This window comes from Pseudorhodoferax aquiterrae, from assembly GCF_014652235.1.
GTDB lineage: Bacteria > Pseudomonadota > Gammaproteobacteria > Burkholderiales > Burkholderiaceae_C > Pseudorhodoferax > Pseudorhodoferax aquiterrae.
This window is the reverse complement of the sequence record NZ_BMYK01000001.1, coordinates 367,901-381,174: the sequence shown is the minus strand read 5'-3', so window position 1 is coordinate 381,174 and position 13,274 is coordinate 367,901. Positions and strand designations below refer to the sequence as shown.

The 13,274-nt window shown below is 70.2% G+C and carries 13 protein-coding genes; 11 read left to right on the top strand and 2 right to left on the bottom strand.

The genetic code is table 11. The annotated features are described in order from the left end of the window. Positions 1-3 precede the first annotated feature (3 nt). Complete coding sequence (locus IE209_RS01760) at positions 4-1,092, bottom strand: ABC transporter ATP-binding protein (RefSeq protein ID WP_189685304.1); 1,089 nt, start codon at positions 1,090-1,092, stop codon at positions 4-6. Between the two features lie 289 nt (positions 1,093-1,381). Here IE209_RS01760 and IE209_RS01755 point away from each other — a divergent pair, with 289 nt between their 5' ends. The 11 genes from IE209_RS01755 to IE209_RS01705 all read left to right on the top strand — a co-directional run bounded on the left by IE209_RS01755 (position 1,382) and on the right by IE209_RS01705 (position 12,953). After that, positions 1,382-2,431: an ABC transporter substrate-binding protein gene (locus IE209_RS01755; RefSeq protein WP_189685303.1), complete on the top strand. Its 1,050-nt coding sequence runs from the start codon at positions 1,382-1,384 to the stop codon at positions 2,429-2,431. Between the two features lie 754 nt (positions 2,432-3,185). Beyond that, positions 3,186-3,917 carry a maleate cis-trans isomerase family protein gene (locus IE209_RS01750; RefSeq protein WP_189685302.1) on the top strand — a complete coding sequence of 244 codons (732 nt, stop codon included), beginning with the start codon at positions 3,186-3,188 and terminating at the stop codon, positions 3,915-3,917. 72 nt (positions 3,918-3,989) lie between these two features. Beyond that, the gene (locus tag IE209_RS01745) at positions 3,990-4,727 is read left to right on the top strand and encodes a GntR family transcriptional regulator (protein WP_189685301.1); all 738 of its coding nucleotides are present in this window, start codon (positions 3,990-3,992) and stop codon (positions 4,725-4,727) included. 67 nt (positions 4,728-4,794) lie between these two features. After that, on the top strand, positions 4,795-6,153 hold the full coding sequence (locus tag IE209_RS01740; RefSeq protein ID WP_189685300.1) for an amidohydrolase family protein: 1,359 nt from the start codon (positions 4,795-4,797) through the stop codon (positions 6,151-6,153). A gap of 205 nt (positions 6,154-6,358) precedes the next feature. Further along, positions 6,359-7,354, top strand: a complete 996-nt coding sequence (locus IE209_RS01735; protein WP_189685299.1) for an ABC transporter substrate-binding protein — start codon at positions 6,359-6,361, stop codon at positions 7,352-7,354. A 10-nt stretch (positions 7,355-7,364) separates the two neighbouring features. Continuing rightward, on the top strand, positions 7,365-8,189 hold the full coding sequence (locus tag IE209_RS01730; RefSeq protein WP_229882643.1) for an ABC transporter permease: 825 nt from the start codon (positions 7,365-7,367) through the stop codon (positions 8,187-8,189). Position 8,190: 1 nt separating this feature from the next. Then, positions 8,191-8,961, top strand: a complete 771-nt coding sequence (locus IE209_RS01725) for an ABC transporter ATP-binding protein (protein ID WP_189685298.1) — start codon at positions 8,191-8,193, stop codon at positions 8,959-8,961. Continuing rightward, a complete protein-coding gene (locus IE209_RS01720; protein WP_189685297.1) occupies positions 8,961-9,956 on the top strand; it encodes an NAD-dependent epimerase/dehydratase family protein in 996 nt (331 codons plus the stop codon). Before IE209_RS01725 ends, IE209_RS01720 begins: the two co-directional genes overlap by 1 nt. Beyond that, the gene (locus IE209_RS01715; protein WP_229882642.1) at positions 9,949-10,755 is read left to right on the top strand and encodes an SDR family NAD(P)-dependent oxidoreductase; all 807 of its coding nucleotides are present in this window, start codon (positions 9,949-9,951) and stop codon (positions 10,753-10,755) included. The genes IE209_RS01720 and IE209_RS01715 overlap by 8 nt, the downstream gene beginning before the upstream one ends. Positions 10,756-10,786: 31 nt before the next feature. Next, a complete protein-coding gene (hydA, locus tag IE209_RS01710; protein ID WP_189685296.1) occupies positions 10,787-12,205 on the top strand; it encodes a dihydropyrimidinase in 1,419 nt (472 codons plus the stop codon). A gap of 4 nt (positions 12,206-12,209) precedes the next feature. Further along, complete coding sequence (locus tag IE209_RS01705; RefSeq protein WP_189685295.1) at positions 12,210-12,953, top strand: aspartate/glutamate racemase family protein; 744 nt, start codon at positions 12,210-12,212, stop codon at positions 12,951-12,953. On the opposite strand, the gene IE209_RS01700 is transcribed toward IE209_RS01705, so the two are convergent. Then, positions 12,954-13,274 (bottom strand): YkgJ family cysteine cluster protein, encoded by a 321-nt coding sequence (locus IE209_RS01700; RefSeq protein ID WP_189685294.1) that lies wholly within the window; start codon positions 13,272-13,274, stop codon positions 12,954-12,956.

The following is a 13,274-nucleotide window of genomic DNA, read 5'->3' as shown; positions in this document are numbered from 1 at the left end:
GCGTCAGCCCGCGAACACGCCAGCGGGGGCACCGGGGCGCAGCCGCACGCCCACCTGTTCACCGGCCTCAAAGCGCATCTGGCCCGCGCTGCGCGGCTGGGTGACCTTGATCGTGCCGCCCGTGGCCAGCGCGAGTTCGTAGACCAGCGAAGGCCCCAGGGGCAGCACCATCTCCACGCGGGCCGGCAGCGCGCCATGGGTGGAGCCGGCCAGCACCAGGTTCTCCGGCCGCGCCGCGACCACCACGCTGCCCACGCGCGAGCAGGGCGCGGCCCGCTCCAGCGAGATCGCGCCGCCGTCCGCGCAGTCCACCACATAGCCGCCCTCGGCGCTGCGCAGCTGGCCTGGCAGCAGGTTGGCCGTGCCGATGAAGGTGGCGACGAACAGCGTGGCCGGCCGGTCGTAGATGGCCTCGGGCGTGTCGAACTGCTCGACCACACCCGCATGCATGACGGCGATGCGGTCGGCCATGGACATGGCCTCCTCCTGGTCGTGCGTGACCAGGATGGTGGTGATGCCGAGCTCGCGCTGGATGCGCCGGATCTCGATCTGCATGTCCAGCCGCAGGTTCTTGTCGAGTGCCGCGAAGGGCTCGTCAAGCAGCAGCACGCGCGGGCGCACGGCCAGCGTGCGCGCCAGCGCCACGCGTTGCTGCTGGCCACCCGACAGCTCGCGCGGGTAGCGCCGGCCGTAGTCGGCCATGCGCACCATGGCCAGCATCCGCGCGGCGGTGTCGCGCGCCTCGGCGGCCGCGACACCGCGTGCGCGCAGGCCGTAGGCCACGTTGTCGGCCACCGTCATGTGCGGGAACAGCGCGTAGTTCTGGAACACGATGCCGGCGCCGCGCTCGTTGGTCGGCAGCGCATCGACGATCTCGCCGCCGATGCGCACATGGCCGCCGCTCTGGCGCAACAGGCCGGCGACGATGCGCAGCAGCGTGGTCTTGCCGCAGCCGCTGGGGCCCAGCAACGCGACGAGTTCGCCGGCCGGGATGTCCAGCGACACGGACTCCACCGCCGTGGCGCCGGCGTAGCGGTGGTGGATCTGGTCGAGAACGATGCCGACACTGGCGGTTCGATCGAAAGCTTGCATGCGGGGGCCCTGGTTGGGATGCGGCACCGGATGCGCCGCGCTGCCTGCGGCAACTCAAGAAACGTGCCACAAGCCGCCACTTCGGCTGGCTACAACCAATGCGCAGATTGGACACAATCTGTTTTTTCATTGGGCACAATTTGGTGCGAAGTGCGCCACATTGGCGCAGCCGCCGCACCGGCTTGGGAGGTGGGCTCGTGAAAACCTTGGATACAGGCGATGGCACAAAGCTTGCGCTGGCATGCCCCGTCCCGCCATCGGGCCGCCCTCGCAACCTAGGAGTCCACCCATGTCCCTGTCCCGCCGCACGCTGCTGCAGGCCGCCGCCGGTTTCGGTGCCGCCCAACTGCCGCTGCACGCCAGCCTGGCGCACGCCCAGTCCAAGACCATCTCGGCCACCACCTACCCGGGCGCCTGGGAGTCGGCGCACCGCAGCATCCTGTTGCCGGCCTTCGCCAAGGCCACCGGGGCCTCGACCAGCCTGGTCTCCTCGCTGGCGGTGGACACGGTCTCCAAGATCGTCGCCTCCAAGGCCAACCCGCCCTACGACGTGGTGATCCTGGACGAAGGGCCCTACCTGGCCGCGCTGTCGCAGGACATCTTCGAGAAGATCCCGGTGGACAAGATGCCCAACCTCAAGGACGTGCCGCCCAAGCTCGTGGACCCGCGCGGCCTGGGCGTGTTCGTGTCGGGGCAGATCATCGGCATCGCCTACAACACCGAGAAGATCAAGAACCCGCCCAAGAACTGGAACGACCTGCTCAAGCCCGAGTACAAGGGCCGCGTGGGGCTGGCCGGCATGGGCTCCACGCTGATGTCGGCCTGGATGGTGGAAATCGCGCGCCTGAACGGCGGCAGCGAGGAGAACCTCGAGCCCGCCTTCCAGTTCGTCAAGAAGCTGCTGCCCAACGTGAGCGCCGTGGCCAGCAACCCCGGCGCGCTGGCCACGCTGTTCCAGCAGGGCCAGATCGACATCTCCGTGCACTACAACAACAACGTGGGCGACCTGCAGGGCAAGGGGGTGCCGGTGGCGCTGGCCAAGCCCGAGACGGGCTGGATCCACATCAAGAGCGTGATGCACATCGTCAAGAACACCAAGAACCCCGACCTGGCTGCCGCCTACATCAACGCCGCGCTGAGCCCCGAGGTGCAGACCCAGATGGCGGCCGCGCCCTACTTCGTCGCGCCGGTCAGCAGCAAGGCACAGTTCAGCCCCGGCCTGCAGGCCTACGCGAAGAACGTGGCAGAGATCGAAGCCATGAACGGTGTGGACTGGGCCAAGCTCAACCCGCGCCGTGGCGAGTACATCGACCGCTTCAACCGCGAAGTCAAGGTGTGAGGCCGCGTTTGCACGTTCTCACTGCACGGCCTGTATCGCGGTCCTGCAGGCCGTTGGTCGGCCGAGCGAAGCGACGGCCCGAACGCCAGGCCGAGCGCAGCGATGGCCCGAATGGTCCCCGCTTGTTCCCCTGTGCCCCTGCCGAGGAGCGCAGCGCCATGGGCTGCGCAAGGGCACCTTGCGCTTCGTTGACTGACTCATTGCACTTGTTCGAGCTGAGTGAACGCAGTGAACGGTGCGAGTTGTGCAATGCAGCCCATGGCGCGAGCACCGCAGGTTGCCCGGAGCGCAGCGGAGGGACAGGGGCACCGGGGTCGCCTTCTTTGCCTACTTTCTTGGGCGATAGCCAAGAAAGTAGGTCGCCGTGCGGGGGCGAAATCCCCGCCTCTGTGCCCAATAGAACGCGCTGCGCATGCACGACCACCAGGGGCCGGGATATGCCCCCGGCAGTGCAGTCACTTTCTCTTGTCTCGCCAAGAGAAAGTAACCAAAGAGAAGGCGACCCCGGTGCCCACGACCCTCCGCTGGCGCTCCGGGCAACCTGCGGTGCTCGCGGCCTGGGCGCATCGTGCAACTCGCTTCGTTCACTGCGTTCACTTCGCTCAAACAAGCACGATGAGTCAGATGTTGAAGCGCGAGGTTCCCCGCGCCGCCCAGGCCACTGTGCTCCTCGGCGTGGGCACAGGGGCCCCGGGAGCGGGGTCACACACGGGCCATCGCTACGCTCGGCCACACGACACCACGGATCGCTGAAATGAAACGAGTATTGCTGGGCATGCTGACGCCCTCGTCCAACACCGCGCTGGAGCCGCTCACGGCCGCCATGCTCGCGGGGCTGCCCGAGGTGTCGGCGCATTTCGCGCGCTTTCGCGTGACCGAGATCTCGCTGCGTGCCCAGGCGCTGGGCCAGTTCGACCTGGAGCCTATCCTGCAGGCGGCGCGGCTGCTGGCCGACGCGCGCGTGGACGTGATCGCCTGGAACGGCACCTCCTCGGGCTGGCTGGGCTTCCAGACCGACGAGGCCCTGTGCGCGCGCATCACCGAAGAGACCGGCATCCCGGCCTGCACCTCGGTGCTGGCGCTCAACGAGGCCATGCAGCTGTCGGGCCGCACGCGCTTCGGCCTGGCCTCGCCCTACCTGGACGACGTGCAGCAGCGCATCGTGGCCAACTACCGCGCCAGCGGCTTCGACTGCGTGGCCGAGCGCCACCTGGACAAGCAGGTCAACTTCGAGTTCTCCGAGGTCACGCCCGCGCAGATCGAGGCCATGGCGCGCGCGCTGGCGGCCGCCGGTCCGCAGTGCATCACCACCTTCTGCACCAACCTGCGCGCCGCGCAGCTGGTGCCGGCCCTGGAGACCGAGCTGGGCATGCCCGTCTACGACACCATCGCCACGGCGGTCTGGAAGTCGCTGCGTCTGGCCGGCGTGGACACGCGCCGCGTCCAGGGCTGGGGACGTCTGTTCAGCGAACTGCCGGGCGGCTGAACACCCGTCCAGCCGCTACCATCTGCCCGCCTTCACCCGCCCACCCCCTACACCACCGTCATCAGGTCCACCATGGCCACCCCTCCGTCCCGGCGCACGCTGCGGCTGTCCTCTCCCCACGCCAGCGGCAAGGCCGCCTCCAAGGACGACATCTACGAACGCATCTACGAGGCCGTGGTCGAGCACCGGCTGCTGCCCGGCACCAAGCTGTCGGAGGAGCGCGTGGCCGAGCTGTTCGCGGTCAGCCGCACCCAGGTGCGCGGCGTGCTGCAGCGCCTGGCCGTGGAGCAGCTCGTGACGCTGATTCCCAACCGCGGCGCCTTCGTGACCACGCCCAGTGCCGAGGAGGCGCACGACGTGCTGGAGGTGCGGCGCACGCTGGAGCCGGCCGTGGTGCGGCGGCTGATCGAGCGCATTGCCGCCGGCAAGGCCAGCACGGCCCTCAAGCAGCTGCGCACGCTGGTCAAGCGCGAGCAGCAGGCCCATGCCAACGGCGACCGGCGCGCAGCCGTGCGGCTGTCGGGCGAATTCCACGTGCTGCTGGCCCAGCTGTCGGGCAGCGCGATCATGGCGCGCATGCTGCGTGAACTGACGCCGCTGACCTGCCTGGCCATCCTGACCTTCGACGCACCCACCGGCGCGGCCTGCCCGAACGACGAGCACACCGTGCTGCTCGACGCGATCGAGGCCGGCGATGCCGAAGCGGCCGTGGCCCTCATGGACGAGCACCTGCACCACATCGAGAAGTCGCTGAACCTGGACGCCGAGGCCGCGCCGGAGATCGATCTGGCGGAAGCTCTTCTGGGCTGACCCATCGGCGACAGTTCGCCCGCAGATTGGATACAAAGTCGGCACGGCCGTTGCTTGCAACGGCCGCATGACGACCACCGACCACACCCCCACCTTCGACCTGCTGCTGCTCGATGCCATCGCGCTGACGGCCGACCCCGCCCAGCCCGAGATCCGCGGCGCCGCCATCGGCATCCACAACGGCCGCATCACCTGGCTGGCCGCCCAGCCGCCCGAGCGCTACGAGGCCGCGCGCGTGCTGCGCCTGCCGGACCACTTTGTCACGCCGGGCTTCGTCAACACCCATGCGCACTCCATCCTCTCCATGGTGCGCGGCGTGGCGGCCGACCTGGGCTTCGCGCCCTCGTACACGCCCGGCATTCCCAAGGGCACACAGGTCAACCCCGCGCAGGCGCGCGCGCTCGCCCGCCTCGGCGCGCTGGAGGCCCTGCTGTTCGGCTCCACCGTGCTGGGCGACAACTTCGTGCATGCCGACGTGACCACCGAGGCCATGGTCGAACTCGGCATGCGGCTGGCGCCGAGCTGGCGCATCCACGACGTGGACTTCGCGCGCGTGGCGCATGGCGACTGGCACCACAGCGCGGCCATCGGCCACGCCACATTGCAGGCCGGCCTGGACCTGCACGCGCGTTGGGCTTCTCACCCGCGCGTGCGCGTGAACCTGGCCGCGCATGCGGTCGACACCTGCTCGGAGGGCTTTTTGCGCGAGGTGGCCGCGGCCTCGCAGCAGCATGGCTTGGTGGTCAGCACCCACCTGGGCCAGAGCCAGGTGGAGGTGGAGCGCGTGCGTGCACGCTGCGGCCGCAGTTCCACCGAGGTGCTGGCCGAGACGGGATTGCTCAACGAACGCCTGATGGGCGGCCACTGCATCTACGTGACGCCCGAGGATGCGGCCCGCATGGCCGCGGCCGGCGCGCACGCCGTGCACATCCCCAAGTGCAACGCCACCTCGGGACGGCTGGCGCCCACGCCCCTACTCAAGCGCGCGGGCGTGAACATGGCGCTGGCCACCGACACCCAGCACGGCGACATGGTGGAACTCATGCGCTGGGCCCTGGTCACCGCGCGTGTGCAGGAGGGCCGCGTGGACGACAGCTGGCAGCCGCGCGACGTGTTCCACATGGCCACGCTGGGCGGCGCCAAGGCCCTGGGGCTGCAGGACGAACTGGGCAGCCTGGCACTCGGCAAGGCGGCCGACCTCGTCGTCTTCGACGCGAACCGGCCGCACCTGCGCCCGCATGTGAACCCGCTGGGCAACCTGGTCCACACGGGCCAGGGCCGCGACGTGTCCATGGTGGTCGTGGACGGCGAGGTCCTCGTGGAGAACGGCCGGCCCACGCGCGTGGACATGGACACGGTCTGCCGCGAAGCCGAAGAGGCCGCCCGTGCCTTGTGGGGCGCCGAGGGCAAGCACTACTGGCGCTGAGCGCACCAAGGCCGGGCACTTTGTATCCAAAGTGGCGCATGGCGTGGATCCATTTCCGTGCCCTGCTCGGCTGGCGCCAGCACCGGTTCAACAGCGAAACCGTTTGGCGCCAAATACTTACAAGATTGGATACAAACTTGGCACATCCCTTGCTGGATGGCTGCAGGTCCCGCCCCCGCGGGCCCGTCCAACCCCAGGGAGCCCCATGTTCAAACTTCTCGCCCGCCTCGCCCTCGCGGCGGCCGCCCTCCTGCCGCTGGCAGGCCAGGCCCAGGACGCCATCAAGCTCGGCTACGCCAAGTGCGCACATTGCACGCCGCTGGCCCTCACCCCGGCCAACGCCAGCAACGTCAAGCTCGAAGCCATCGCCTTCAACACCGGCAACGACGTGCTGACCGCCCTGCTCTCCAAGAGCATCGACGTGGCCCAGGTCACCTACCTGCACTACGCCACCGCGCTCGACAAGGGCTTCGACGTGGTCGCGATCTCGGGCCAGATCAACGGCGGCTCGCAGATCCTCGTGGGCAACGACCTGCCGCTGGCCGAGAACGACTGGGCCGGCCTCAAGAAGCTGATTGCCGAGTACAAGGCCCAGGGCAAGCCCTTCCGCGTGGCGGCCTCGCGCGGCAATGCGCAGGACATCCACATGCGCGGCGCCTTCGCCAGGCAGGGCATCGACATCAACAAGGACGTGCAGTTCGTCAACATCCCGAACCCGTCCGACCACGTGCAGGCGCTGCGCCGCGGCGAGGTCGAGCTGATCTGCTCGGTCGACCCCTTCGCCACCCAGATCCGGGAAGTGAAGGCCGCCAAATTCTTCGCCTTCCCCTACGACCAGGCCGCCGGCAAGCTGACCAACCTGATCGTGACGCGCTCGGACGTGATCGCCGGCCGCGCCAAGGGCGTGGAAGAGACGGTGCGCTCCATCATCAAGGTCAACAAGCTCATGGAGAGCGACAAGGCGCAGTTCATCGACACCATCCAGAAGGTGACGGGCCTGGACAAGGCGATCGCCACCGGCGCCGCCGCCAACCTGTACCCCGACTACGCCATGCACCGCGAATCCGCCGTGGCCATCGCGCAGATGATGCGCGAGCTGAAGTACATCAACAGCGACGTGAGCGCCGCGGTCCAGAAGAACATGGACTACCGCTTCCTGGAAGCCGCCACCGGCCAGCCCAAGTCGGCGCTCGGATATTGAGGACCGCCGCGTGACCCGCAACTGCGCCCTGCTCCGCTTCTACCGCCGCATCGAGCGCGCCCTGGTCCCCGTGGCGCTGCTGATCGGCTGGGAGCTGTTCTCGCGCTCCGGCGTGCTGCCGCCCGCGCTGCTGCCGGCCCCCTCGCAGGTGCTGCTGGCCTGGGCGGACTGGGTTTTCGCGACCGACGGCAACACCCAGACCTACAGCGGCCACTGGCTGCAGGACGTGGCCGCCAGCGCCTCGCGCGTGTTCGCCGGCTTCGCCATTTCCACCGTGCTGGGCATCGCCCTCGGCATGGCCATCGGCTGGTCGCGCACCGTGGAGCGGTTGATCGAGCCCGTGCTGCAGATCCTGCGGCCGGTGCCACCCGTGTCCTGGATTCCGCTGGCCATCATCTGGTTCGGCATCGCCAACAAGCCCGCCATCTTCCTGGTGTTCCTGGGCTCGTTCTTCCCGGTGCTGCTGTCCACCATCCACGGCGTGAAGACCTGCGACCGCAACCTGCTGCGCGCCGGCGCCATGGCCGGCGGCACGCCGGGCAAGCTCTTGCGCCACATCGTGTTCCCGGCCGCGCTGCCCAGCGTGTTCTCGGGCCTGCGCATCGCCATCGGTTCGGCCTGGATGCTGACCGTCACGGCCGAGATGGTGGCCGTCAAGAGCGGCGTGGGCTATGTGCTCTGGGATTCCTACTACTTCCTGCGCTACGACATCGTGATCGCCTCCATGGTCAGCATCGGCCTCCTGGGCTTTCTGAGCGACCTCGCGATCAAGCTGTTCGCCGGCCGCGTGCTGCGTTGGCAGCGCGGCTCCACCCTCCAGGCCAAGGAAGCATGAAATGAGTTTGATCGAAATCGAGCACGTCACGCGCCTGTTCGACGACCCCAAGCGCGGCAGCGCCGTCAAGGCGCTGGACGATGTCAGCGTGCACGTGGCGCGCAACGACTTCCTGTGCCTGCTGGGGCCCAGCGGCTGCGGCAAGTCCACGCTGCTGAACCTCATCGCGGGGTTCGACAAGCCCTCCAGCGGCAGCGTGCGCGTGGGCGGGCAGTCCATCACCGCGCCCGGTGCCGACCGCGGCGTGGTGTTCCAGCAGCCCACGCTGATGCCCTGGCTCACGGTCTGGGAGAACGTGGCCTTCCACCTGACCATGCAGGGCGTGGGCAAGGAGATCCGCCGCAAGAAGGCCCAGCACTACATCGAGATGGTGAACCTGAAGGGTTTCGAGAACCACTACCCGAGCGAGCTGTCGGGCGGCATGAACCAGCGCGTGGGCATCGCGCGCGCGCTGCTCATGAACCCCGAGGTCATCCTCATGGACGAGCCCTTCGGCGCGCTCGACGAGCAGACCAAGATGGAGATGCACGCCGAGCTCGTGCGCATCTGGCGCGACAGCCAGAGCACCATCGTCTTCGTGACGCACGGCATCGAGGAATCGCTGGCGCTGGGCACCCACGTGGCCGTGATGTCGGCGCGGCCGGGCCGCATCCGCGAGATGCTGACCATCGACCTGCCGCGCCCGCGCGACTCGACCAGCCCGCAGTTCAACGACACCAAGCGCCGCATCCTGCAGTTGCTGCGGCCGGAACCCATGGCGGTGCCGGCCTGATGCCGACCTTCATCACGGGCGCCTGCGGCTTCGTCGGCCTGGCGCTGGCCGAGCGCCTGCTGCGGGACGGCCAGGCCGTCGTGGGCTTCGACCGCGCGCCGCTGCCGCCGGCCGCGGCCCGGGCTTTCGCCGCGCTGCCGGGCCGCATCAGCCTGGTGCAGGGCGACGTGCGAGATGCGGCGGCCCTGGAAGCCGCCATGCTCGCGCACCGGCCGCACCGGCTCGTCACGCTGGCCGCGATCACGGCCGACGCGCGGCGCGAGCGCGCCGCGCCCGGCGCGATCTTCGAGGTCAACCTGGGCGGCGTGGTGGCGGCCGTGACGGCGGCCGCAGCCACGGGTGTGCGCCGTGTCGTGCACGCCAGCTCCGGGTCGGTCTACGGCGCGAGCGGCATCGGCGCGCAGGCGCTGCACGAGGACAACACGCCGCTGCGGCCCGAAGGCCTGTACGGCATCTCCAAGCAGGCCGCCGAAGCCGCGGCATGGCGCCTGGCCGCCCTGCACGGCCTGGACCTCGTGGTCGGCCGCCTGGGCACCTGCTTCGGCCCCTGGGAGGCCGACACCGGCGTGCGCGACACGCTCAGCGCGCCGCTGCAGGTGCTGCTGCGCGCAGAGCGCGGCGAGGCCGTGCGGCTGCCGCGCGAGAGCACACGCGACTGGCTCTACGTGCGCGACGCCGCCGCAGGGCTGCAGGCCCTGCTGGACCGTCCGCAGCTGCCGCGCCCCGTCTACAACGTGGCCGCGGGCTTCATGGGCCGCATGTCCGACTGGTGCGCCGCGGTGGCCGCCGCGCACCCGGGCTGGTCCTGGCAGATCGCGGCCGGTGGCGCCGAGCAGGCCGACATCGACTACTACGCGCCCTACGATCGCGCGCCCATGGACATCGCCCACCTGCGCGCCGACACCGGCTTCGTGCCGCGCTACGACCTGCGCACCGCGGCCGACGACTTCTTCGCCTGGCGGCGCGCCACCCAACCCAATTCCGCCCATGCCTGACCCCTACGCCCTCCAGCCCGCCGCGGCGGCCCGCATGGCCGGCCAGGTCTGCATCGTGACCGGCGCGGCCTCCGGCATCGGCCGCGCCATCGCGCGCCTGCTGGCCGCACACGGTGCCAGCGTGGTCGTGGCCGACGTGACCACCGCAGTCATCGAAGGCGGCGCGCCCACCGTGGCGGCCATCGAGGCCGCCGGTGGACGCGCCGCGTTCATCGCCACCGACGTGGCCAGCACGGTAGAGGTCGATGCGCTCGTGGCGCAGACCGTGGCCCGCTTCGGCCGGCTCGACGTGCTGGTCAACAACGCCTGCATCCGCCACGCGCGGCCGCTGCTGGACCTCGAGGAGGCCGACTGGCAGCGGGTGCTCGACGTGAACCTCTCGGGCGTCTACCGCTGCTGCCGCGCCGCCGTGCGCCAGATGCAGGGCCAGGAGCCCGTGGAGGGCGTGCGCGGCCGCATCGTGAACCTGGCCTCGCAGCACGGCATGATCGCCGCGCCCGAGGACCTGGCCTATGGCGTGAGCAAGGCCGGCATCGCCTACCTCACGCGCCAGGTGGCCACCGACTACGCGGCGCAGCAGATCGTCTGCAACGCGGTGGCGCCCGGCAAGATCCAGACCGGCCAGGGCGGCCGCGCGCTCGACCCCGCCGTGATGGACCGCGCCACGCGCCGCACGCCCTGGCCGCGCCTGGGCGAGCCCATCGACGTGGCACGCGCCGTGCTGTTTTTGGCCAGCCGCGATTCCACCTTTACCACCGGCGCCCAGCTCATGGTCGACGGCGGCTGGATGGCTGCATGAGACCACCCCCATTCCCACACACCACACCACCATGTCCGACTTCGACCTCGTGATCCGCAACGCGCGGGCCGTCACCGCCTCCGACAGCTTCGACTGCGACATCGGCATCCGCGCCGGCCGCATCGCCCAGCTGGGCGTCGCCCTGCCTGCGGGCAAGCAGGAGATCGACGCGGCCGGCCGCACGGTGACGCCCGGCGGCGTCGATGCGCATTGCCACCTGGACCAGCCCATGCCGCCGCCCACGCGCACGGCCGACGACTTCGACACCGGCACGCGCTCGGCCGCCTGCGGCGGCACCACCACGGTGATCCCGTTCGCGGCACAGCAAAAGGGCCAGTCGCTGCGCGCCGCGGTGGAGGACTACCGCGCGCGCGCCGCGGGCAAGGCGCACGTCGACTACGCCTTCCACCTGATCGTGAGCGACCCCACGCCCACCGTGCTGCAGGAAGAACTGCCTTCGCTCATCAAGGAGGGCTTCACCTCGTTCAAGATCTACATGACCTACGACGACATGAAGCTCGACGACGGCCAGATCCTGGACGTGCTGGACGTGGCGCGCCAGCACGGCGCGCTGGCCATGGTCCATGCCGAGAATGCCGACTGCATCGAGTGGCTCACGCGCCGGCTGGAGGCCGCGGGCCGCACGGCGCCGCGCTTCCATGCGCATGCCCGGCCCATGCTCGTGGAGCGCGAGGCCACGCACCGCGCGATCGCGCTGGCCGAGCTCGTCGACGTGCCCATCCTGATCGTGCACGTCTCGGGCCGCGAGGCCGTGGAGCAGATCCGCTGGGCGCGCGCGCATGGCCTCAACATCTTCGCCGAGACCTGCCCGCAGTACCTGTTCCTGACGGCCGAGGACCTCGGCATCGACGACAGCTACAAGGGCGCCAAGTGCGTCTGCAGCCCGCCGCCGCGCGACCGCGCCAACCAGCAGGTGATCTGGGACGGTCTCAACGACGGGCTGTTCACGGTGTTCTCGTCCGACCACGCGCCGTTCAAGTTCGACGCGCCCGAGGGCAAGAAGCCGGACCGCCAGGAGGTGGCCTTCCGCCACATCCCCAACGGCATCCCGGGCCTGGAGACGCGCATGGCGCTGCTGTGGTCCGAGGGGGTGCTCGGGGGCCGCATGACGCCGCACCGCTTCGTCGAACTGACCGCCACGGGCCCGGCCAAGGCCTACGGTCTGCACCCGCGCAAGGGCACGATCGCGATCGGCGCGGACGCCGACCTCGTCATCTGGGACGAGCGCGAATTCGTGCTGCGCAATGAACAGCTGCACCACGAAGTGGACTACACGCCCTACGAGGGCATGCGGCTCAAGGCCTGGCCCGGCATCACGCTGTGCCGCGGCGAGGTGGTGTGGGACGGGCAGTTCCATGCGCGCCCTGGCCAGGGCGCGCTGCTCGCCTGCGGCAAGCCTTCCCTGCTGCCCCAACGCCCCAAGGCCTGAGCCCATGCGCCTGCTGATCGTCAACCCCAACATCTCCACCAGCGTCACGGCGCTGATCGAGGCCGAGGCGCGCCGCAGCGCGTCGGCCACCACCGCGCTGACGATGCAGACCGCGCCGTTCGGCGTGGCCTACATCGAGACGCGCTTCGAGGCGCTGATCGGCGCGTACGCCACGGCCCAGGTCGCGGCCGAGCACGCACCCGGCCACGACGCCGTGATCGTCGCCGCCTTCGGCGACCCGGGCCTGGCCGGACTGCGCGAGGTGCTGCCCATGCCCGTGCTGGGCCTCACGGAGTCGGCCCTGGCCAGCGCCTGCCTGCTGGGCCAGCGCTTTTCCATCGTCGCGATCTCCCAGCGCATCAGCGCCTGGTACCGCGAGGTGGTGGAGGCCAACGGCCTCATCGGCCGGCTCGCCAGCATCCGCGCGCTGGACCAGCCGCTCGCCGGCATCGCCAGCGTGCAGACCGACCACGCACTGGCCCTGAAGGCGCTGTGCGAGCGCGCCGTCGCCGAGGACGGTGCCGACGTGATCGTGCTGGCCGGCGCACCGCTGGCGGGCCTGGCGCGCAGCTTGCGCGGGCAGTTGCCGGTGCCTGTGGTCGATGGTGTGTCCAGCGCCGTGCGGCATGCCGAGTCGCTGGTCGCGCTGGCGCCTGGCAAGGCCACGCGCGGCAGCTTCGCGCCGCCGCCGCTCAAGCCCAACGCCGGGCTGCCGGAGGCCATCGCGCGCATGCTGGCGCGCGGCTGATCAGGAATCCAGCGGCGCCATGCCGTGGCGCGCCCGCGCCCGGTCGCAGGCGTCGCTGCCGGCCTCAAACTCGCGGCAGGGCGAGGGCCGCCACTCGTAGATGCCGCAGCCCACGTGCTGGCCGAGCTTGCCGGTCAGCGCGGCGCAGCGGATCGGCACATGGTCGGTGCCGCGCATGCGTGCGGTGTTGCCGTTGACCTCCACGGTCAGGCCGTCGGGCACGCGGCCGCCTTCGCTCTCGAGCTCGTAGACCGAGAAGTCGACGCGGAAGTTGGCGCAGCAGGCGCCGCAGGACTGACAGGGCGAGACGGATTCGGCCAT